Genomic DNA, 18,092 nt, shown 5'->3' with positions numbered 1-18,092 from the left:
GTCCTTAGCTCTTCTTCTTGAACATCAGGACGATGACGCCCAGGAGCAGGATCGCGAGCAACGCGACGCCGCCGATGATCAGGTACCGCTCGAACATGAGGTCCATGACGTCGCTCATGCTGGTGTCCGCGAGGACGGTGGTGGTGTCCATGGTGGTTCCTCCCCGTCAGCCGTTCGACGGCTGGGTCAGTCGATTTCCTTGTGCTTGACGTTGCCCTGCTTTTCGCGCTCGCTCAGGTAGTCGAGTGCCTTGGTGCCGAGCGCGCCCTTGTACCCCTGGCTCTTGCTCAGCTTGTTGCGCACGACCGGCTCCACCATCGACTTCGCCTGGTCGAACCGGCCGGTCTTCTTCAGCGCGAACACGACAACGCCGATGAGCAGCAGGAGCAGGATGATTCCGCCGCCGATCATGGCGAAACGGAGAAGCATGAAACCGATAACTTCACCCATGGCAGATTTCCTCCGTGTGAGTCTGTTCCCGCACCCGTTTCCGGATGCTTTCCTCCGCCGGTTCCGACTGCTTCCGACACGTTGGACACTACTGCTCCACCCGGGTGGAGCAGGACCTCCGCACGGTGGAGATCCGGGTGGAGGTCCGGCGGCCGGCGCGGGAGGAGCCGGCCCCCGCCATGCGGGGGACCCGGGCCGCAAAACCGGCCTTGAGCTGCATAAACAGCAGCCGGGCACGCGGTTCGCGTGCCCGGCTGCTGTCATGACCCCGAGGTCGGGCGCCGGGGGAGTAGCGCCTGCTCCGGGGTGGCGTGCTCAGTCCATCGGGAGGTCCACCGGGGCCAGTTCGGAAAAGAGGTCACCCGGTCCCGGATTGCCCGGAACCGTGGTGCCGCCGAGGTGGTTCAGTACGCCCCAGACCGCATTCAACGCCGTTGTCACCGCGCCTTCCGCGAAACCGCCTGTCCACGATATGTCATCTCCGGCGAGAAAGAAACCCCGCTGTCCGGGCGGCATCTCCTGCTGCATGAAATGGGTGTACAACCGCCGTTGGTAGCGGTAGTGGCCCGGCAGGTTCGCCTTGAACGCGCCGTTGAAGTTCGGCTCGTTCTCCCACGTGACGGTGATCGGCGGGCCGGCCAGGCGCGCGCGGATGTCGACCCCGGGGTAGATGCGTTCCAGCGTGGCCAGGATGCTGTCCATCCGCTCGCCGTCGTCCAGCGTGGCCAGCTTCGCCGAGTCGTCGTTCCAGGTGTAGGACAGGCACATCACGCCGGGGCGGTCCGGGCCGTCGTCCATCAGGTAGACGCTGCGCGGCCCGCGGTCGGTGAGCGTCATGCTCAGCGTGTCGCGGCCGGTGCCCGGGTCGAGGTCGCGCCAGAACGGCCGGTCGGTGAGCACGAAGACCTTGGACGAGCCCATGTAGTGCGTGCGCTCCACCGCTGTCCACAGTGGACGCGAAAGCAGGCTCTCGTCGGTGCGGATCCGGGTCGTCAGCAGCCGCACGTGCGGGGTGAAGACCACCGCCGGGTACGTCCGCGCGTCCCCGCAGCTGTCCCGCACGGTGATCAGGTCGCCGGCGCGCTCGATGCGCGCCACTCCGGGCCGGGGCTGCCCTCCGTGCAGGTCGGCCAGCGACGTGCCGTCCGGCCAGTGGGCGGCGCCGTGGTGGCGGTGCGTCCAGAGCCGCTCCGGCAGCTGCTGGCAGCCGCCGATGATGCTGCGCTGCTCGTCATCGGCGCCGCTGAACACGACCCGCAGGATCTCCAGGATCGAGTTCGGGAAGTCGGTGTCCCAGCCGCCGGTGCCAAACCCGACCTGACCGAAGATCTCGCGGTGGCGGAAGGAGGAGAACGACGTCGAGTTCGCGATGAACTCGTAGAACGACTGGTCGTCGAGCCGCGAGACGAGGTTGTTCCAGATCGCCTTGATGCTGCCGACGTCGCGGCGGCGGATGGCGTCCTCGATCGCCGAGCGCTCGGCGTTCTCCTGCAGGGCCTTGTCCCAGGCGTCGGACACCTGCTGGTAGACCGACGGCAGGTCGGCGGCGGTGCGCGCCCAGGTGGTGCGGCCCTCCAGGTCGATCACCGTGCTCGGGGTGGCCGGGTCGAGCGGGTTCGGGAACGCCTTCGTGTCCAGGCCCGCTTCGGTGATGTAGTGGTATAGCGCGGTGGCCGACACGGGGAACCGCATGGCGCCGAGCTCGGCGACCGAGTCCGGGTGGCCGTCGAAGGCCGCCGAGCGCATCCGGCCGCCGAGCTGCTGCTCCGCCTCGTAGACGACCGGGCGCAGGCCCAGCCGGAGGAGCTCGTGCGCGGCGACGAGACCCGCGACCCCGCCGCCGACCACGGCCACCTCGGTGCCGTGGACGGCCGCGGGCAGCGTGCCGAGGCCACCGGGGTGGCCGATCCAGTCGTCGTAGGCGAACGGGAAGTCCGGCCCGAACATCGTGAGCGGTCCGGAAAGCGTCCCGTTCTCCCGCGGACGCTCGAGGGGGAAGGTAGTCATGAGCGATCGTGCCTTTCTCCGGGCCGGATCGAATGCGGTGGCCGAGCACGGGAAAAAAGGGAAACGAAGAGGGATGGGTACATCGTGCCCGTGCCGAAGGTATTCGCGGCCGCGCCCGCCCGGATACCCCTGGCCACCCCTAGCCGATCACTCGGCGACCCGGGTGCGGCCACACCAGGTGAACACCGGCACCTGCGCGCCCCCGGTGCTCGTGGTGAACTCCCCCTCGTGGGTGAAGTGCTCGTAGCCGGCGCCGTAGCTGACCTTCGCGACGTCGCCGATGCTGCCGACCGTCCACTCGCGGTGGCGCTCGATCAGCTCGGCGGGACCGCCGGAAAGCGTGACCGTGATTTTCGACATGGTTCGTCCTCCGTGGGTTCGGTTTCGAGTGGGGAAGAATGCAGAGAATGTGTTCTGCGTCTCCCGAGGATGCAGGCTCGCCGAACGAGGTGTCAAGGTGATCGGCTCCTATTCGTGAATGGCGCCGATCAGGGGTGACGCGGTATTCGGTAGGGGTTGTCCCCGGTCCGCGTGCGCTGCGAACCTGGTGTGAAAAGCCACGTCGAGAAGGGGAGTGCCGTGCACGAGAGCAGCTGGATCCGGAGTTTCCACCGCCGGCCCGGGCCCGGGCACCGGCTGGTGTGCTTCCCGCACGCCGGCGGCTCGGCCAGTTACTTCTACCGGATGGCGAAGGCGTTCGCGACCGGTCCGGACGGCCCGGCCGAGGTGGTCGCCGTGCAGTACCCCGGCCGCCAGGACCGGCGCGCCGAACCGTTCGCGGCCGGCATCGGGGAGCTGGCCGAGAAGATCGCCGCGGTGCTGGCCGGCGCCGGCGACCGGCCGCTGACCCTGCTGGGCCACAGCATGGGCGCCACCGTCGCGTTCGAAGTCGCGCTGCGGTTGCGGTCCGCGGTGACCGGGCTCGTCGTGTCCGGCCGCGCGGCCCCGTCGGCCCACCGCGGCGGCACGTCCCACCTGCTCGGTGACGACCAGCTCATCCGCGAGGTCCGGGCGCTGGCCGGCACGGACGCCGCCCTGTTCGGCGACGACGAGCTGCTGCGGATGGTGCTGCCGGCGATCCGGAACGACTACCGCGCGGTCGAGACGTACGAACCCACGCCCGGCGCGGCGGTGGACGTCCCGATCACCGCGCTGACCGGCTCCGAGGACCCGCGCGTGACCGCCGCGGAGATCGCCGCCTGGGAAGGGCACACACGCGGCGCGTTCACGCTGCACACCTTCCGCGGCGGGCACTTCTACCTCGACCACCACCTGCCCGAGATCGTCGGGCTCCTGCGTCTCCAGCTGCGGGAACGCGCCGCCGTCTAGGGGTGGGTAAGGGTGTCGCTGAGGCCCGCGGCCGACCTACTGTCGCAGGCAAAGCTGCTTCCCGCGTCCACAATGGAAGGTGTCGACCGTGCGAGTTCTGTGCACTGTGACCGGCTCGCCCTCGCACGCCAGGGCGATGCTCCCGATCGCCAGGGGCCTGGCGGAGGCGGGGCACGAGATTCTCGTGGCCACCTCCGGCTACCTGGTGCCGACCTACGACGGCGAACCGGTGGACGTCCGGGTCACCATGCCCGACCTCGGCGAGCTCATCATGAACATCCGCGAGTACTCCGCGAAGCACAACGGCGGCGTGCCCGACGAGCGGCTGGACATGATCTCGTTCGCCGGGGAGAAGCACGTCACCAGCGCCTTCGAGAAGACCTTCCCGCTGGCCAAGGAGTTCGCGCCGGACCTCGTCCTGCGGGACGGCTCCGAGCTGTCGGGCTGCCTGGTCGCCGAAGCGCTGGACGTGCCGCTGCTGTCCGTGCCGTCGGGTGCGGGCAACACCCTCGACCCGGACGGCCTGCTGCCGCTGCTGAACGAGCGCCGTCGTGAGGTCGGCCTGCCGGCGAGCGACGACCGCAACGCGATCTACCGCAACGGCCGCATCGACTGCATGCCGCACGAGTACTCGTTCGCCGACTACGCACCGCCGCGGGCGTTCGCCTACCGGCAGCCGCTGGACGTCAAGCGCAACCTGCGCCTCCCCGCTGAGGTCGCCGCGCTCTCCGGGGACAAGCCCCTGGTGATCGCCTCGATCGGCACCACCCTCGGCATGGTGAAGACGATCCGCGAGCAGGGGGTGGCCGCCGACGAGCACTCGCCGGAGGCCGCGACCCCGCTCGCCGCCATCGTGAGCGGACTGTCCGAAGTGGACTGTCACGCCGTGGTCGCGACCGGCGGTTACCCCGTCGAGGTCCCGGTGGGCGACAACGTCCACCTCTACGACTGGATCCCGCAGCCGCTGCTGCTGCAGTGCGCGCAGGCGTTCCTGACCCACTGCGGGTACAACAGCACCCGCGAGGCGGTCGGCGCCGGCGTCCCGATGGCCGGGCTGCCGCTCATGGGCGACCAGGAGTACCACGCCACGCGGGCCGAGAAGATGGGCCTGGGCCGGAAGGTGCCCGAGGAGAGCGGCGCCGCGATCGCCGAGACCGTGACGGCGCTGCTCGCCGACGACGGCGTGCGGGCCGAGGTGCGCCGCGCGCACCGGGAGATGCTCGCGCTGCCGGGGGTCGACGGAGTGGTCGAGCACCTCGAGCACGTGGTGGCGCAGGCGCGATGAGCGGCGAGTTCGCCATCGAGGCGGCGGGGCTGACCAAGACGTTCGGGAAGTCCCGCGCGGTGGACGGGGTGGACCTGCGGGTCCGCACCGGCGGGGTCTACGCGATCCTCGGCCCGAACGGCGCCGGCAAGACCACCACCGTCCGGATGCTGTCCACGCTGCTGCCCCCGGACGGCGGCGCCGCGCGGGTGCTTGGCCACGATGTCGTGACAGAAGCCGACCAGGTGCGCGGGCGGATCAGCCTCACCGGGCAGTTCGCCTCGCTCGACCAGGACCTGACCGGGCGCGAGAACCTCGTGCTGCTCGGCCGGCTCTTCGGGTTCCGCGGCCGCGAGGCGCAGGAACGCGCGGACGAGCTTCTGGAAGTCTTCGAGCTCACCGAAGCCGCGGCACGCCCGGTGAAGACGTACTCCGGCGGTATGCGGCGACGCGCCGACATCGCCGCCGGGCTGGTGGTCGCGCCGGACCTGATGTTCCTCGACGAGCCCACGACCGGGCTCGACCCCCGCAGCCGCAACCAGGTCTGGAACATCGTCCGCGCGCTGGTCGCCGCGGGCACCACGGTGCTGCTGACCACGCAGTACCTCGACGAGGCCGACCAGCTCGCCGACCGGATCGCGGTGATTGACCACGGCCGCGTCATCGCGGAGGGGACGTCGGGGGAGCTGAAGGCGTCGGTCGGCTCGGCCGCGCTGCGCCTGCGGCTCACCGACCCGGCCGACCGCGAACGGGCCCACGGGGTGCTCGCCGGCGAGCTGCGGGTCCCGGTGCACTCCGGCGCGGAGTCGGGAACGCTGACCGCGCAGGTCACCGACCGGCCGGCCGACCAGGCGTCCGCCGCCCTGAGCGGGCTGTCCCGCGCGGGCATCGGCATCGCCGACTTCGGCCTCACCCACCCGAGCCTCGACGAGGTCTTCCTGACCCTGACCGGCAAGCCGGTCGCGGACGCGGAGAAAGGCGTGCTGACATGACGCAGGTCCAGGCTCCGCCGGCGGAGGAGCTCGCACTGGCGCACCTGCGCGGGGTGCTCACCTCGCGCCCCCGGCCGCCGCGGCCGGGGCCGCTCACGACGTCGCTGGTGTTCGGCGGGCGGACGCTGCTCAAGCTCAAGCACCTGCCCGAGCAGCTGATCGACGTGACGGCGTTCCCGGTCATGCTGACGCTGATGTTCACCTACCTGTTCGGCGGCGCGATCGCCGGCTCGACCGGGAACTACCTGCAGTACCTGCAACCGGGGATCCTGGTGCAGACGATCGTGATGATCACGATGACCACCGGCAGCGCGCTCAACGCCGACCGCGTGTCCGGGGTGTTCGACCGCTTCCGCTCGCTGTCGATCTGGCGGCCGTCAGCGCTGGTCGGCGCGCTCCTCGGCGACGGCGCGCGGTACCTGCTCGGCTGCGTGGTCGTCCTGGTGCTGAGCCTGGTCCTCGGGTTCCGGCCGGCGGGCGGGTTCGGCGGGGTGCTCGCCGGGGTCGCGCTGGTGCTGGTGTTCTCGTTCAGCCTCGGCTGGTTGTGGACGACGCTCGGCCTGCTGCTGCGCACCCCGCAGGCGGTGACGTCGCTGAGCATGTTCGTGATGCTGCCGCTCACCTTCGCCAGCAACATCTTCGTCGACCCGAAGACGATGCCGGGCTGGCTGGCGTCGGTGGTGGGCCTCAACCCGATCACCCACCTGACCACCGCGGTCCGGGCCGCGATGGACGGCACGCTGACGTCCGGGCAGACCGGCCTGGTGCTGTTGTGGTGCGCGGGGCTGGTCGGGGTGTTCGCGCCGGTGACCATGCACCTGTATCGGACCAGGCACTGAGCGTGAACTTTTGGTACGCTGAAATCGAAGATCCACAACTGGGAGGAATCGGATAATGGGCTTGTTCTCGAAGGTCGCCGGCATGCTGGGCGGCAAGAAGGGCATCGACCGCGAGCGCCACAACCGGGACAAGGACCTGGAGAAGGAGCGCCGCCGCGACAAGAACGGCAACCGTCGCTAGTCCTCTTAGGACAGTTCGGCCGCCAGGCGGTGGATGCGCAGGGCCAGCTGGACGTCCAGGGCCCGGTCGCCGTCCTGCCAGTCGTCGCCCAGCAGGGCGGTGATCCGGTCCAGGCGCTGGTAGAGCGTGTTCGGGTGGATCGTCAGCTCGTCGGCCGCCGTGGCCTTGCGGCGGCCGCACCGCAGGAACACCTCCGCGGTGCGGACGAGGTCCGTGCCGCGTTCCTCGTCGTGGGCCAGCAGCGGCGCGAGCGTGCGGGTGACAAACGTGCTCGCGTCCGCGCGCCCGGCCCGGCCGAGCAGGTAGCGGTACGGGCCGAGGTCCGCGGGTGACGCCGTGGAACCGGTGCGGCCCAAGGCTTCCAGGGCCTGGACGCACGCCGCGGCGTCGTCGTGCGCGTCGGCCAGTGCGGTGGCTCCGGTCACCGGCCCGGCCAAGCCGGTGGTTCCCAGCTTCAGCGCGCGCGCCGGAGTCTCGTCGGTGCGGACCAGCGCGACCAGCCGGTCGTCCACCGCGGCCGCGAGACCGCCGTGGCGCGTGGCGAACTCCCGCAACCGTGGCAGGGCTTCGAGGTTCGGCGTCACCACGGCGAGGTGCGGGCGGCGCAGGTCCAGGCCGAGCGCACGCGCGCGGCGGGCGAACGCCGGCTCGTCGCGCACCCGCCGGGTGACCAGCTGCTCCAGCAGGTCCGCCGCCGTCCGGCGCTCGGCGTCCGCCACCGCGCGCTCGACGGACGCCACCAGCGCGACGGTCAGCGCCGAGCGTTCCAGCAGCCGGACGTCCGCGTCGTCGAGCGGTTCGGCCGGAACCACTTGCAGCGCCCCGAAATACGCGTTCGCCGACGCGACCGGGACGGTCACCTTCCGCTCGCCGACTTCGGTGCGCCGCGTGGCCGGGTCCGCGAACCACGCCGAGGGTTTGCCCTCGAGCGGCGCGTCGACCGGGACGCCGTCGCGGGCTGCAGCACGGACTTCGTCGTGCTCGTCGGCGACGAGCACCAGACCGGGCACCAGCTTCGACAGCGGGACGACCACGTCTTCGGGAACGGCCACCTCCGAAAGCTCGTCGTGCAACCGCACGGCGCGTTCCAGCCGGTTGTTCGCCGCCGCGAGCGCGGTGACCAGCTTCGCGTTCTCGATGGCGATCGCGGCGAACGAACCGAGCGAGGTCAGCAGCGACGACTCCGCCGCGGTGAACCGCCGGACGTCCCGCTGCGAGACCATCAGCACCCCGGCCACCTTGCCGCGCAACCGCAACGGCACCCCGAGGATCGTGCGCAGGCCCTCGTCCTCGGCGACGCGGTCGACGTCGCCGAGGTGCGTGAGCCCGCTGTCTCCGAGGTAGTCGGCGCTCTGCACGGGCTCGCCGGTGCCGGCCACGCGCCCGGCCAGCCCGCTGTGCGGCGGCAGCACGACCCCGCGCAGCCGCGGGCCCAGCGAGCCGTCGGTGACGCGGATGACGAGCGAGCCGTCCGGTTCGGCCAGCGCCAGGTAGGCGACGTCGACCCCGAGCAGCCGCCGCGCGTGGTCGACGACCTCCTGCACCAGCGCGTCGAGGTCGTGCACCGCCGACAGCCGCAGCACGAGGTCGTAGAGCTCGCGCAGCCCGTGGGTGTCCATCAGCCCAGGCGCGCCGTGGATCCTTCGGCCCAGCCCGGGTCGCCGGTGGCGGCGAAGGAGTACCACGCGGCGTTGAGCTCTTTGGCCAGCTCGGCCGGGGCGTGGTCACCGACCAGGCTGCGAGCCGCGTCGAGCGCGTCGAACACGAACGGCAGCTCCATCCCGTGGCACGCGCCGAACACCGGGGCGCGCCACTCGAACTCGTACCGGTAGGACCGGCCCTGGTGGTTCTCGACGAGCTCCTTGACGCCGTCGCGGAACACGAGGTCCGTCATCGCCTCGACGAACACCTCACCCGCCTTGCGGCCGTCGCCCAGGCCGTAGCGCTTGAGCACGCCCGCGGCGTCCGGGTGCGACGCCGACAGCATCACGACCGCCTGCTCGTCGGTCAGCACGTCCGCCAGCCCGGTCGGGCCGAAGTACAGCAACATCTCTTCTCGGCACGTCCCCGCGATCAGGTCGACGTCGGCACTCGCGCCGTCGCGGATCGCTTCGCCCGGGTGCCGCGGGAGGACGTCGTCGCCGACCAGCGGGAGGAACGGGCTGAGGCCGTAACTGCGGTCGAGGCCGTTCTCGTCTCGCAGGTCCGGGCCCTTGCCGGGCTGCAGGACCGCGTCCTGCGCGGTGAGCAGCTGCTCGGTCGTCAGCGTCCGGAAGGCGGCGGCGGTGGGCTCGACACCCAGGCCGTCGGCGACGACCTTGGTCAGCCGCTCCAGCTCTCCGCGCCCGCGCACCATGTTCGCGTGTCCACTTTGGACAACGGCGCGGCGGAAGAGTCCCGTCGAGAGCGGGGAACCGAGCAGGCAGGCGACGCTGATCGCGCCCGCGGACTCGCCGGACAGCGTCACGTTGCCGGGGTCGCCGCCGAACGCCGTGATGTTGTCCTGGACCCAGCGCAGCGCGGCGAGCTGGTCGCGGAGGCCGAGGTTGGTCGTGTCGCCGTCGAGCGGGAGGAAACCGTCGATCCCGAGGCGGTACTGCAGGGTCACCAGCACCGCGCCGGCGCGGGTGAACGCCGTGCCGTCGTAGACGTCGGCGGACCCGGTGCCGCCGATGAACGCGCCGCCGTGCACGAACACCAGCACCGGCAGGCCTTGCGCGCCCGGGTCCGGCGTCCAGACGTCGACCGTCAGGTAGTCCGGGCCCGCCGGCCCGGGGCGGCCGACCAGCGGCGAGAGGTCGAGGCCCGCGATCTCGCGGTGGCGCTGCGGCGCCGTCGGCCCGGCTTCCGTGGTGTCGCGGACGCCGTCCCACGCCGGCGCCGGGACGGGTGGCGCGAACCGCAGCTCGCCTTCCGGCGCGGCGGCGTAGGGGATACCGCGGAACCGGACACCGGTGGCGGTCGGCGTGCCGCGGACTTCGCCGGCGGTGGTGCGGACGATCATGCGGGTGTCCCTTCGGGGAAGACCTTGCCGGGGTTGAGGATGTGGTGCGGGTCGAGGGCGTTCTTGACGGCGTGGTGCAGGGCCAGGACGCCGGGCCCGAGCTCGCGCGCGAGGCCGGGCTGCTTGAGCAGGCCGACGCCGTGCTCGCCGGTGACGGTGCCGCCGAGGTCGAGGGCGCCGGTGATGATGTCGTCGAAGGCGGCCTGGGCGTTCTTCTTCGCCGTCTCGTCGCCGGCGGGCGTGACGAGCAGCGGGTGCAGGTTGCCGTCCCCGATGTGGGCGACGTTGGCGATGAGGACACCGTGCCCCCGCGCCGCGGCGTCGATGCGGGCGAGCATCTCGGGCACGGCCTGCGTCGGGACGCAGACGTCCTCGGTGAGCACCGGGCCGAGCCGTTCCAACGCGGGGTAGGCCAGGCGGCGGGCGGCGAACAGCGCGTCGGCCTCGGCCTGGTCGGTCGACTGGGCGGCCCAGGTCGCGCCGGCCCCCTCGAAGCAGCCGAGGATTTCGGCGGCTTCGTGCTCGCCGAGCGTGCCGGGGGCGTCGGTGCGGGCGAGGAGCACGACGTCGGCATCGGCGCTCAGGCCCATGTTCTTCCACTGGTCCACGGCGGCGAGGCAGTGCCGGTCGACCAGCTCGAGCGCCGACGGCAGCACCCCCCGGGCAGCGACGGCGGCGGCCGCCCGCCCGGCGTCGACGGTCGTGTCGAAGTACCCGGCGACGGTCCGTTCCGCGGCACGGGCGGGCCGCAGCCGGACGGTGACCTCGGTGACCACCCCGAGCGTGCCCTCGGACCCGACCATCAGCCCGGTCAGGTCGTACCCGGCAACCCCCTTCGCGGTGCGGCGGCCGAGCCGGACGAGCTCCCCGGTGCCGGTGACGACCTGCAGGCCCAGGACGTAGTCCCGGGTGACGCCGTACTTGACGCAACAGATCCCGCCGGCGTTGGTGGCGACGTTCCCACCGAGCGTCGACCACGGCGAGCTGGCCGGATCGGGCGGGTACCAGAGGCCGTGTTCGGCGCAGGCGGCCCGCAGGTCGTCGTTGACCACGCCGGGCTCGACGACGGCGTACCGCTCGTGGGTGTTGATCTCCTTGATGGTCGTGAGCCGGTCGGTGACCAGGACCACGCAGCCGTCTCCGGCGTTGGCCCCGCCGGAGAGCCCGGTCCCGGCCCCGCGGGTGACGAGCGGGGTCCGGTGGCGGATGCAGGCTTTGACGACGGTTCGGACCTCTTCGGCGGAGTGTGGCCGGACGACCACGGCGGGCAGCGCGTAGGGCGCCCATTCGGCTTCGTCGTGGGCGAAGCCGGGCAGAACGTCCGGATCCCGCACCAGCCGGTCAGCCGGCAGCGCGGCGGCCAGGTCGTCGATCACCATCCGCGGGAACCTCCTCGTCACCGGCCTCCCACGCTAGGGCGGCGTGCGAGGTCTGGCTATGGGGAAAGTCCCCACCGGGTGACGCCGGCGACGTGCAGACCGCACAGCGGAGGCTTGGGCCCGGGGGCAGGAGTCGCCTCCTCGAGCTCGGGCAGGGCTCGTCTCCCCGAGCGGGCAAGGCTCGGGCCCGGGTCATTCGCGACAGCCCGGCGCTCGTCCCAGCCACGCCCTACCGCGAGTAAGCCTCCCGAGCCAACGCCGGCGTGAGGTCCATATGGACCCGGTACTCCGACACCAGCTCCCCGTCCAGCCACATCACCGTCACGCACGGCAGCGCCAACATCCGGCCGTCCGGAGCCGCCGTGGTGATCGTGAACCGGCAGAACAGCTGGTCACCCACCACGGCGACCTGGTCCACCACATGCCGGACCCACGGCAACGCACCCGCCGCACCGGCCGTCGCCGCCGCGATCGCGGTGCGGCCGGTCAACGGCTCGCCGTTGGCGAACACGTACGTCGCGTCTTCGGTGAACCACGCGGCGAACGCCGTCGCGTCGCCCGCGTCGACCGCCGCGCACATCTCCTCGACCATGCGCTCGTGGTTCACTTCTGCAGCGCCAAGCCGTACCGCGTCATGACTTCCGCCACCAGCTTCATGTCGCGCCCGGGTGGCAGCTCGGACAGCTCCTTGTAGTAGTTCTCCAGCCCCGGCGGGGAAACCACCGCGATGATGCGCGTCTCCTCGTCGAACGGGTTGCGGAACACGTGCGGCACCCCGCGCGGCATGAGCAGCGAGTCACCTTCGCCGAGGACGTGCCGGACGCCGTCGAGCTCCACCTCCACCCGGCCGCGGACGCAGGTGAACAGCTCGTCCTCACGGCTGTGGATGTGGGTCGGCGGGCCGCCGAGGCCCGGCGGGACGACGTATTCGAACAGCGAGTACGCGCCGTTCGTGTCGGCGCCGGTCAGCCGGGCGTGGATGCCCAGGCCGATCGCGCCCAGGTTGGTGCCGTCGCCCGGGTGGCTGACGTGGTGGCCGGTCGCGGTGCTCATCGGGGTCCTCCTCGGGTCAGAGCGGGGCTTTTTCGGGTTCGGGGGTCTCCGCCAGCCGGGTCAGCACGGCGGGGGTGAGCGCCCGGTACGCCGCGGGCGCGACCGGGTTCAGCCAGTGCGTGAAGCGGGTGAAGCGGCCGATCTGGACGCCGAGGTCCCCGAGCACCTCGTCGACGTTGTGGATCGAGAACGGGATGATCTTCGTGCCGCGGCAGTGGTGCGCGCCCGTCGCGGTGTCGAGGAAGGCGAGCTGGGCGACGACTTCCGCGCGCCGCGCCGCCTCGGCCGGCAGGGTCAGCGCGCCCGCGAGGTCGGCCGCGATCCACAGCGCCGCCATCTCGGCGTTGAGCGGGCTGAAGAACGACGAGTTGTAGCCGTTGAAGTACAGACCGGGCGCGGCCAGTGGCTGGATCTGCCGGTACAGCAGGAAGTTCCCGCGCTCGTCGAACAGTCCCTTTTGGATGGTTTCCGGCAGGAACGGGACACCCTGGGTGAACCCGGTCGCGCAGACGACCAGGTCGGCCGGCCGCACCGTGCCGTCGGCCAGTTCCGCGCACGGGCGGCCTTCGGACGCGAACAGCCGCGTGATCACCTGGTCGCGGCGCACGCGGATCGAGCCGTCGGCGACACCTTCGAAGAACCCTTCGGTCGCCAGGCCGATCGCGTTCTTGACGATGTCCTCCATCCGGCCGCGCGGCACCAGGTCGTGGCGGGCCAGCCCGAACTGCCGCACCGACACCGTCCCGATGGAGTTCAGCATCGCGCGTCGGAGCCGGTTTCCCGGGCCGTGCAGGAACTTCTCGAACCCGCGCAGCCACCGGTAGCGGAACAGCGCCTCGCCCATCCGCGTCAGCAGCAGCATCTTGAAGTTGAGCACCCCGGCGATCTTGCGCGGCACCTTCCACAGCAGCTGCCGCGCGATCACGTCGGTGCTCGCGGCGACGGCGCTGATCGCGACGGTCACGTCGCAGGCGGACTTCCCGTACCCGACCACGAGCACGTGCTTGTCCCGCGCCTCGGCTACGTCGTGGAGCTCCGAACCGGCCAGCAGCCGCCCGCCCGCCGCCTCGAACTCCGCGCGGCCGGGGTAGTCCGGCACCGCGGGCTCGCAGAAGACGCCGTTCGCGACGACCACCCGGTCGACCACCGACGCCCCCTGCGCGCCGGTGGTCACCACCCAGCGCGCGCCGTCGGGGACCACGGACCCGACCGGGGTGCCCAGCCGCAGGTGCGGGGTGACGCCGTAGGTGTCGGCGTACGCCGCGAGGTACTCCTGGATCTGGGCGCCCGTGGGCCACTCCGGGAACTCCCGGGGCATCGGGAAGTCCGAAAAGGAGTACTGGGCCTTCGGGCTCTGCGTGGTCAGCCCGGGGTAGCGGCGGGTCCGGCTCCACACGCCGCCGACGTCCGGCGCCTTGTCGAAGACCTCGACGTCGTGGCCGGCCTGCAGCAGCACCTTGGCCGTGGTGAGCCCGGCGAGCCCGGCCCCGATGATCGCGACGCGCATGCCTGGTCCTCCTCGTCCGGCAGCCTGCCGGGAGCCCGGCTCGGCGTGCGCCACAGCGTGGAACAGCCCTCGCCGCCGGGCCAACCGGGAGTCCTATTCACTGGGACGGCAGGTCCGGCCGCGGTGACGCCCAGCGCCGGGCGGAGTACGCCCGGCTGGCCGCCGCGGCCGCCATCCGCACCGCCGGCCCGATCCGGTCGGGCACCACCGCCGCACTCGGCCCGGTGACCGACAGCGCGGCCGTCACGTTGCCGGTGAAGTCGAAGATCGGGGCCGCGACGCAGCTGATGCCGGTGATGCCCTCCTCGCGGTCGTAGGCCCAGCCCTGCTCGTGCACGACGGCCAGCTCGCGCTCCAGCGCCTCGGCGGTGCCGATCGTGCGCGCCGTGCGCCGGGTGAGCCCGGCGGCGACCACCGCGCCGACCGTTTCGGCGTCCGACCAGGCGAGGATGGCCCGGCCGAGCCCCGAACAGTGGGCCGGGACGAACCCGCCGACCTGGTCGAGCATCGGCAGCTGGCGGTGTCCGCTGATCTTGTCGACGACCAGCACCCGCGTGCCCTCGAGCACGCCGAGCTGCACGGTCGTCTTGGCCGCGGCGTAGAGGTCCTGCAAGTACGGCAGCACCGCTTCACGCAGCTCGTGCCGCACCGGGACCAGCCCGGACAGCTCGAACAGGCGTCGCCCGATCCGGTACTTCTCGCCGGGCTTGTCCAGCCAGCCGAGCTCGATCATCCGGGACGCCGTGCGGTGCACGGTCGAGCGGGGCAGCCCCGAACGTTCGACGAGCCGGGCGAGGGGGAGCTCGCGGTGCGTCGCGTCGAAGGCGTCCAGCAGGGCGGCGGCGCGTTCGAGGGCACCGGACGCCGCGTTGTCGTCACCCGGGTCCCGGGCAGTGGGACTCATCCTTGGCCGCCGGAGGTCATGGCCCGAATGTAGGACACATCATGGAGACCAACCAGACCCGCGTCGCCCTCGTCGGCGGCGGAGCCGGGGGCATCGGCTCGGCCTGCGCCACCGCGCTGCTCGCGAGCGGGCACCGCGTGGTGCTCGCCGGCCGGACGGAGAAGACCCTCGCGGAAACCGCGTCGGCGCTGGGCCCGGGGGTCGGGCACCTCGTGTGCGACCTCGCCGTCCCGGCCGCGGCGGCCGACGCCGTGCGCCGCGTCCGCGAGCGGTACGGCTCGCTCGACGTCGTGGTGGCCAACGCCGGCGGCCCGGCGCCGGGCCGGGTGTTCGACGTCCCCGCCGAGCAGTGGCACCACGACCTCGACCTGCTGGTCCTCGGTCCGCTGGCGCTGCTGGGCGCCGCGCTGCCGGGCATGGCCGAGCGCGGGTTCGGCCGGGTGGTCGTGGTCAGCTCGACGGCGGTCCGGCAGCCGCAGCCGGGGCTCGCCGCGTCGACCGTGCTGCGGTCGGCGACGACGTCGGCGGCGAAGCTGGCCGCCCTCGAGTACGCCGACCGGGGTGTCACGGTCAACTGCGTCGCCGTCGGCGCCACGCTCACCCCGCGGCGCCTGGAGATCGTCCGCAGCCGGGCGGGCGCGGCGGGCGTCGACGTCGCGACCGCGATGGCCGAGGACGTCGCGGCCATCCCGGCCGGCCGGGCCGCGGCGCCCGGCGAGGTCGCGGCCGCGGTGGCGTTCCTGGCCTCGGCCGAAGCAGGGTATGTCAACGGAACCGTGCTGGCCGTCGACGGCGGCCGCACGGAATGTCCCGCCTGAACGGAAGGTGTGCCATGACCACGACCGGACCCGGCTTCACGATGACCGACTTCCTCGGCAGCATCGCCCACACCGTCCGCCCCGGAGGCGCGCTGCCGCTGGTCGTGCACGACGAGGAGCTGGCCGAGATCCCCGCGGGCGCCGTCCCGAACCCGACGTCCCTGCGGGTCGCCGGGACGCTGCCGACCACGACGTTCGAGCTGTTCCGCCAGGTCATCCCGGCCGGGGAGAGCTCGGACATGCAGCGCCACCACCACGAGACCGTCCACTTCGTCCTGACCGGCGACGGCCACAGCGAGATCGAGGACGAGACCGTGCGCTGGACGACCGGGTCGTTCGTCTACACCCCGCCGTGGACCTGGCACCGGCACCACAACGGCTCGGCCGAGCACCCGGTCGAGTTCCTGACCATCGAGAACTCGCGGCTGCTGGGCCTGTTCGGCCTCGGCTGCCGCCAGAGCGCGGGCCTGGCGACGATGGCCGAGGCCCGCGCCCGCTTCGACCACCGGGAGGACCAGTGACGACCACCGACCGCGGCGCCCCGCCGATCCCCGACCACGTCGGCATCTGGGGGGAGCTGGGCGAGCTCGAACACACCCTGCGTTACGTCTACGTGCCATTGGAAGGCCGTTCGGTGCGCACACGCGTGCTTCAGGCGGGCACCGGCCCGGACCTGGTGCTGCTGCACGGCACCGGCGGGCACCTCGAGGCCTACGCCCGCGACCTGGCCGGCCTCGCCCGCGACTTCCGCGTCACGGTGTACGACATGGTCGGGCACGGCTGGTCGGACCTGCCGGACCGGCCGTACACGATCGACGTCCTCGCCGGGCACCTGGTGTCCCTTTTGGACGTTCTCGGCATCGGCCGCGCGCACCTGTCCGGCGAGTCCCTCGGCGGCTGGGTGGTCGCGTGGACCGCCGCGCACCACCCGGACCGCGTCGACCGGCTCGTGCTGAACACCCCGGGCAACATCGCCAACAAACCCGAGGTGATGGCGCGGATGCGCGACAGCACGATGGCGGCGGTGCTCGACCCCAGCGACGAGACCGTGCGGCGACGGGTCGAATTCCTGTTCCACCACAAGGAGATGGTCACCGACGAGCTGGTCAACCTGCGCCGCCGCATCTACTCCCGGCCGGGGTTCGTCACCGCCATCGGCAACACGCTCGTGCTGCAGGACCCCGAGGTGCGCAAGGACTTCGCGTGGGACCCGTCGTGGGTGTCGCTGGTGAAGGCGCCGACGTTGCTGCTGTGGACGAGCCACGACCCGACCGGTGGGCTCGACGAGGCCGAGCTGCTGCTCGGCTGGCTGCCCGACGCGCGGCTGCACGTGATCGACGACGCCGGGCACTGGCCGCAGTGGGAGAAGGTCACCGAGTTCCTCGACGTCCACCGCGCCTGGCTCCGGTCCGGAACGGACCCGTCCTGATGGCCGGGATCGCCGGGTTCGCCGGCATGTCCCACAGTCCTTTCGCGACACTGCTGCCGCCGCCGTCCGAGGGCGGGCCGGGCGCGAAGTTCCTCGCGGACGCCGCCCGCGTCCGCCGCGCGGTCGAGATGCTCGCACCGGACGCGGTCGTCGTGATCGGGCCGGACCACTTCCACGGCAACTTCTACGACGTGATGCCGCCCTTCGTGCTGGGGGTCGAGCACGCCATGGGGTTCGGGGACTTCGGCAGCACCGAAGGTCCGCTGCCGGTGGCGGGCCCGCTGGCGTGGTCGGTCCACAACGGACTGACCGAGGCCGGGTTCGACGTGTCGCTGTCCTATTCGCTCACCGTCGACCACGGCATCGTGCAGAGCTACGAGATGGTCACCGGTGGCATCTCGCTGCCGATGGTGCCGCTGGTCGTCAACACGGCCGCGCCGCCGTTGCCGTCGCTGCGGCGTTGTGTCGCATTAGGACAGGCGCTCGGTGCGGCCCTGCGCTCGGCCGACTTCCCCGGCCGGGTGCTGGTGGTGGCGAGCGGCGGGCTGTCGCACTGGCTGCCGTCGAACGACCCCCGCGAGGTCGTGGGCGACCGCCGTGACTCGCTGATCCACGGCCGTTCCGACGTCCACGCGTTCGCGGCGGCGCGCGAACCCCGCGTTCGCGCGATGGGCGGTGACCCGGGAGCCCGGGTGAACACCGAGTGGGACAACTGGTTCCTCACCCGGCTCGCCGAAGGGGACCCGGAAGCGGTGGCGCGGCTGGGCCACGAAGGCCTGGAGGAGTCGGCGGGCACGGGCGGCCACGAGGTGCGCTGCTGGCTGATCGGCCAGGTCGCGGCCGCCGCGCCACTGGTCTGGACCAGCTATGAGCCGGTGCCGGAGTGGATCACCGGCATGGGCATCGGCACGACGTTCCCGGTCGCCTGAGGGGCGG

20 protein-coding genes are annotated in these 18,092 nt (G+C 72.0%); 9 read left to right on the top strand and 11 right to left on the bottom strand.

Annotated features, from left to right (window positions below; genetic code table 11):
- Positions 1-4: 4 nt before the first annotated feature.
- The 4 genes from ACZ61C_RS31695 to ACZ61C_RS31680 all read right to left on the bottom strand — a co-directional run bounded on the left by ACZ61C_RS31695 (position 5) and on the right by ACZ61C_RS31680 (position 2,817).
- Entirely contained in the window at positions 5-151 is a 147-nt protein-coding gene (locus ACZ61C_RS31695; RefSeq protein ID WP_465311531.1) for a GGIII-like transmembrane region-containing protein, read from the bottom strand.
- A gap of 35 nt (positions 152-186) precedes the next feature.
- Complete coding sequence (locus tag ACZ61C_RS31690; RefSeq protein WP_465311530.1) at positions 187-429, bottom strand: hypothetical protein; 243 nt, start codon at positions 427-429, stop codon at positions 187-189.
- 336 nt (positions 430-765) lie between these two features.
- Positions 766-2,457 carry a flavin monoamine oxidase family protein gene (locus tag ACZ61C_RS31685; protein ID WP_465311529.1) on the bottom strand — a complete coding sequence of 564 codons (1,692 nt, stop codon included), beginning with the start codon at positions 2,455-2,457 and terminating at the stop codon, positions 766-768.
- A 147-nt stretch (positions 2,458-2,604) separates the two neighbouring features.
- Complete coding sequence (locus tag ACZ61C_RS31680; protein WP_465311528.1) at positions 2,605-2,817, bottom strand: DUF5988 family protein; 213 nt, start codon at positions 2,815-2,817, stop codon at positions 2,605-2,607.
- A gap of 219 nt (positions 2,818-3,036) precedes the next feature.
- Between ACZ61C_RS31680 and ACZ61C_RS31675 the strand changes: the two genes are divergently transcribed.
- The 5 genes from ACZ61C_RS31675 to ACZ61C_RS31655 all read left to right on the top strand — a co-directional run bounded on the left by ACZ61C_RS31675 (position 3,037) and on the right by ACZ61C_RS31655 (position 7,062).
- Positions 3,037-3,786 carry a thioesterase II family protein gene (locus ACZ61C_RS31675; RefSeq protein WP_465311527.1) on the top strand — a complete coding sequence of 250 codons (750 nt, stop codon included), beginning with the start codon at positions 3,037-3,039 and terminating at the stop codon, positions 3,784-3,786.
- An 88-nt stretch (positions 3,787-3,874) separates the two neighbouring features.
- On the top strand, positions 3,875-5,071 hold the full coding sequence (locus tag ACZ61C_RS31670) for a glycosyltransferase (protein WP_465311526.1): 1,197 nt from the start codon (positions 3,875-3,877) through the stop codon (positions 5,069-5,071).
- A complete protein-coding gene (locus tag ACZ61C_RS31665) occupies positions 5,068-6,042 on the top strand; it encodes an ATP-binding cassette domain-containing protein (protein ID WP_465311525.1) in 975 nt (324 codons plus the stop codon). Before ACZ61C_RS31670 ends, ACZ61C_RS31665 begins: the two co-directional genes overlap by 4 nt.
- Positions 6,039-6,881, top strand: coding sequence for an ABC transporter permease (locus ACZ61C_RS31660; protein WP_465311524.1), 843 nt, complete (start codon positions 6,039-6,041; stop codon positions 6,879-6,881). The genes ACZ61C_RS31665 and ACZ61C_RS31660 overlap by 4 nt, the downstream gene beginning before the upstream one ends.
- 55 nt (positions 6,882-6,936) lie before the next feature.
- The gene (locus ACZ61C_RS31655; RefSeq protein WP_465311523.1) at positions 6,937-7,062 is read left to right on the top strand and encodes a hypothetical protein; all 126 of its coding nucleotides are present in this window, start codon (positions 6,937-6,939) and stop codon (positions 7,060-7,062) included.
- A 5-nt stretch (positions 7,063-7,067) separates the two neighbouring features.
- Here ACZ61C_RS31655 and ACZ61C_RS31650 read toward each other — a convergent pair whose 3' ends face one another.
- From ACZ61C_RS31650 to ACZ61C_RS31620, 7 genes are all read right to left on the bottom strand, one after another.
- A complete protein-coding gene (locus ACZ61C_RS31650; RefSeq protein ID WP_465311522.1) occupies positions 7,068-8,681 on the bottom strand; it encodes a helix-turn-helix domain-containing protein in 1,614 nt (537 codons plus the stop codon).
- Complete coding sequence (locus ACZ61C_RS31645; protein ID WP_465311521.1) at positions 8,681-10,066, bottom strand: carboxylesterase/lipase family protein; 1,386 nt, start codon at positions 10,064-10,066, stop codon at positions 8,681-8,683. The genes ACZ61C_RS31650 and ACZ61C_RS31645 overlap by 1 nt, the downstream gene beginning before the upstream one ends.
- The gene (locus ACZ61C_RS31640; RefSeq protein WP_465311520.1) at positions 10,063-11,445 is read right to left on the bottom strand and encodes an FAD-binding oxidoreductase; all 1,383 of its coding nucleotides are present in this window, start codon (positions 11,443-11,445) and stop codon (positions 10,063-10,065) included. Before ACZ61C_RS31640 ends, ACZ61C_RS31645 begins: the two co-directional genes overlap by 4 nt.
- 229 nt (positions 11,446-11,674) lie before the next feature.
- Positions 11,675-12,052, bottom strand: coding sequence for a nuclear transport factor 2 family protein (locus ACZ61C_RS31635; protein WP_465311519.1), 378 nt, complete (start codon positions 12,050-12,052; stop codon positions 11,675-11,677).
- A complete protein-coding gene (locus tag ACZ61C_RS31630) occupies positions 12,049-12,498 on the bottom strand; it encodes a cupin domain-containing protein (RefSeq protein ID WP_465311518.1) in 450 nt (149 codons plus the stop codon). Before ACZ61C_RS31630 ends, ACZ61C_RS31635 begins: the two co-directional genes overlap by 4 nt.
- Before the next feature lie 16 nt (positions 12,499-12,514).
- The gene (locus tag ACZ61C_RS31625) at positions 12,515-14,005 is read right to left on the bottom strand and encodes a flavin-containing monooxygenase (RefSeq protein ID WP_465311517.1); all 1,491 of its coding nucleotides are present in this window, start codon (positions 14,003-14,005) and stop codon (positions 12,515-12,517) included.
- Between the two features lie 97 nt (positions 14,006-14,102).
- Positions 14,103-14,909 carry an IclR family transcriptional regulator gene (locus ACZ61C_RS31620; protein ID WP_465311516.1) on the bottom strand — a complete coding sequence of 269 codons (807 nt, stop codon included), beginning with the start codon at positions 14,907-14,909 and terminating at the stop codon, positions 14,103-14,105.
- Between the two features lie 41 nt (positions 14,910-14,950).
- Between ACZ61C_RS31620 and ACZ61C_RS31615 the strand changes: the two genes are divergently transcribed.
- Genes ACZ61C_RS31615 through ACZ61C_RS31600 form a run of 4 tightly spaced genes read left to right on the top strand, consistent with a single transcriptional unit; the run spans position 14,951 to position 18,085 of the window.
- A complete protein-coding gene (locus ACZ61C_RS31615) occupies positions 14,951-15,727 on the top strand; it encodes an SDR family oxidoreductase (RefSeq protein WP_465311515.1) in 777 nt (258 codons plus the stop codon).
- A 14-nt stretch (positions 15,728-15,741) separates the two neighbouring features.
- Positions 15,742-16,248, top strand: coding sequence for a cupin domain-containing protein (locus tag ACZ61C_RS31610; protein ID WP_465311514.1), 507 nt, complete (start codon positions 15,742-15,744; stop codon positions 16,246-16,248).
- Entirely contained in the window at positions 16,245-17,156 is a 912-nt protein-coding gene (locus tag ACZ61C_RS31605) for an alpha/beta fold hydrolase (protein WP_465311513.1), read from the top strand. The genes ACZ61C_RS31610 and ACZ61C_RS31605 overlap by 4 nt, the downstream gene beginning before the upstream one ends.
- Positions 17,156-18,085 (top strand): DODA-type extradiol aromatic ring-opening family dioxygenase, encoded by a 930-nt coding sequence (locus tag ACZ61C_RS31600; RefSeq protein ID WP_465311512.1) that lies wholly within the window; start codon positions 17,156-17,158, stop codon positions 18,083-18,085. The genes ACZ61C_RS31605 and ACZ61C_RS31600 overlap by 1 nt, the downstream gene beginning before the upstream one ends.
- Positions 18,086-18,092: the final 7 nt, after the last annotated feature.

The organism is Amycolatopsis sp. NPDC104587 (genome assembly GCF_055583645.1).
The sequence above is the reverse complement of the archived record's forward strand: the minus strand, read 5'-3'. Positions and strand labels throughout refer to the sequence as shown.

Bases quoted from the DNA above. Each gene is read 5' to 3' on its own strand.
- ACZ61C_RS31620 (WP_465311516.1), bottom strand. From the start codon at position 14,909: ATGAGTCCCACTGCCCGGGACCCGGGTGACGACAACGCGGCGTCCGGT.
- ACZ61C_RS31690 (WP_465311530.1), bottom strand. From the start codon at position 429: ATGCTTCTCCGTTTCGCCATGATCGGCGGCGGAATCATCCTGCTCCTG.
- ACZ61C_RS31640 (WP_465311520.1), bottom strand. From the start codon at position 11,445: ATGGTGATCGACGACCTGGCCGCCGCGCTGCCGGCTGACCGGCTGGTG.
- ACZ61C_RS31615 (WP_465311515.1), top strand. From the start codon at position 14,951: ATGGAGACCAACCAGACCCGCGTCGCCCTCGTCGGCGGCGGAGCCGGG.
- ACZ61C_RS31660 (WP_465311524.1), top strand. From the start codon at position 6,039: ATGACGCAGGTCCAGGCTCCGCCGGCGGAGGAGCTCGCACTGGCGCAC.
- ACZ61C_RS31650 (WP_465311522.1), bottom strand. From the start codon at position 8,681: ATGGACACCCACGGGCTGCGCGAGCTCTACGACCTCGTGCTGCGGCTG.
- ACZ61C_RS31630 (WP_465311518.1), bottom strand. From the start codon at position 12,498: ATGAGCACCGCGACCGGCCACCACGTCAGCCACCCGGGCGACGGCACC.
- ACZ61C_RS31695 (WP_465311531.1), bottom strand. From the start codon at position 151: ATGGACACCACCACCGTCCTCGCGGACACCAGCATGAGCGACGTCATG.
- ACZ61C_RS31625 (WP_465311517.1), bottom strand. From the start codon at position 14,005: ATGCGCGTCGCGATCATCGGGGCCGGGCTCGCCGGGCTCACCACGGCC.
- ACZ61C_RS31680 (WP_465311528.1), bottom strand. From the start codon at position 2,817: ATGTCGAAAATCACGGTCACGCTTTCCGGCGGTCCCGCCGAGCTGATC.
- ACZ61C_RS31655 (WP_465311523.1), top strand. From the start codon at position 6,937: ATGGGCTTGTTCTCGAAGGTCGCCGGCATGCTGGGCGGCAAGAAGGGC.
- ACZ61C_RS31645 (WP_465311521.1), bottom strand. From the start codon at position 10,066: ATGATCGTCCGCACCACCGCCGGCGAAGTCCGCGGCACGCCGACCGCC.
- ACZ61C_RS31610 (WP_465311514.1), top strand. From the start codon at position 15,742: ATGACCACGACCGGACCCGGCTTCACGATGACCGACTTCCTCGGCAGC.
- ACZ61C_RS31665 (WP_465311525.1), top strand. From the start codon at position 5,068: ATGAGCGGCGAGTTCGCCATCGAGGCGGCGGGGCTGACCAAGACGTTC.
- ACZ61C_RS31600 (WP_465311512.1), top strand. From the start codon at position 17,156: ATGGCCGGGATCGCCGGGTTCGCCGGCATGTCCCACAGTCCTTTCGCG.
- ACZ61C_RS31685 (WP_465311529.1), bottom strand. From the start codon at position 2,457: ATGACTACCTTCCCCCTCGAGCGTCCGCGGGAGAACGGGACGCTTTCC.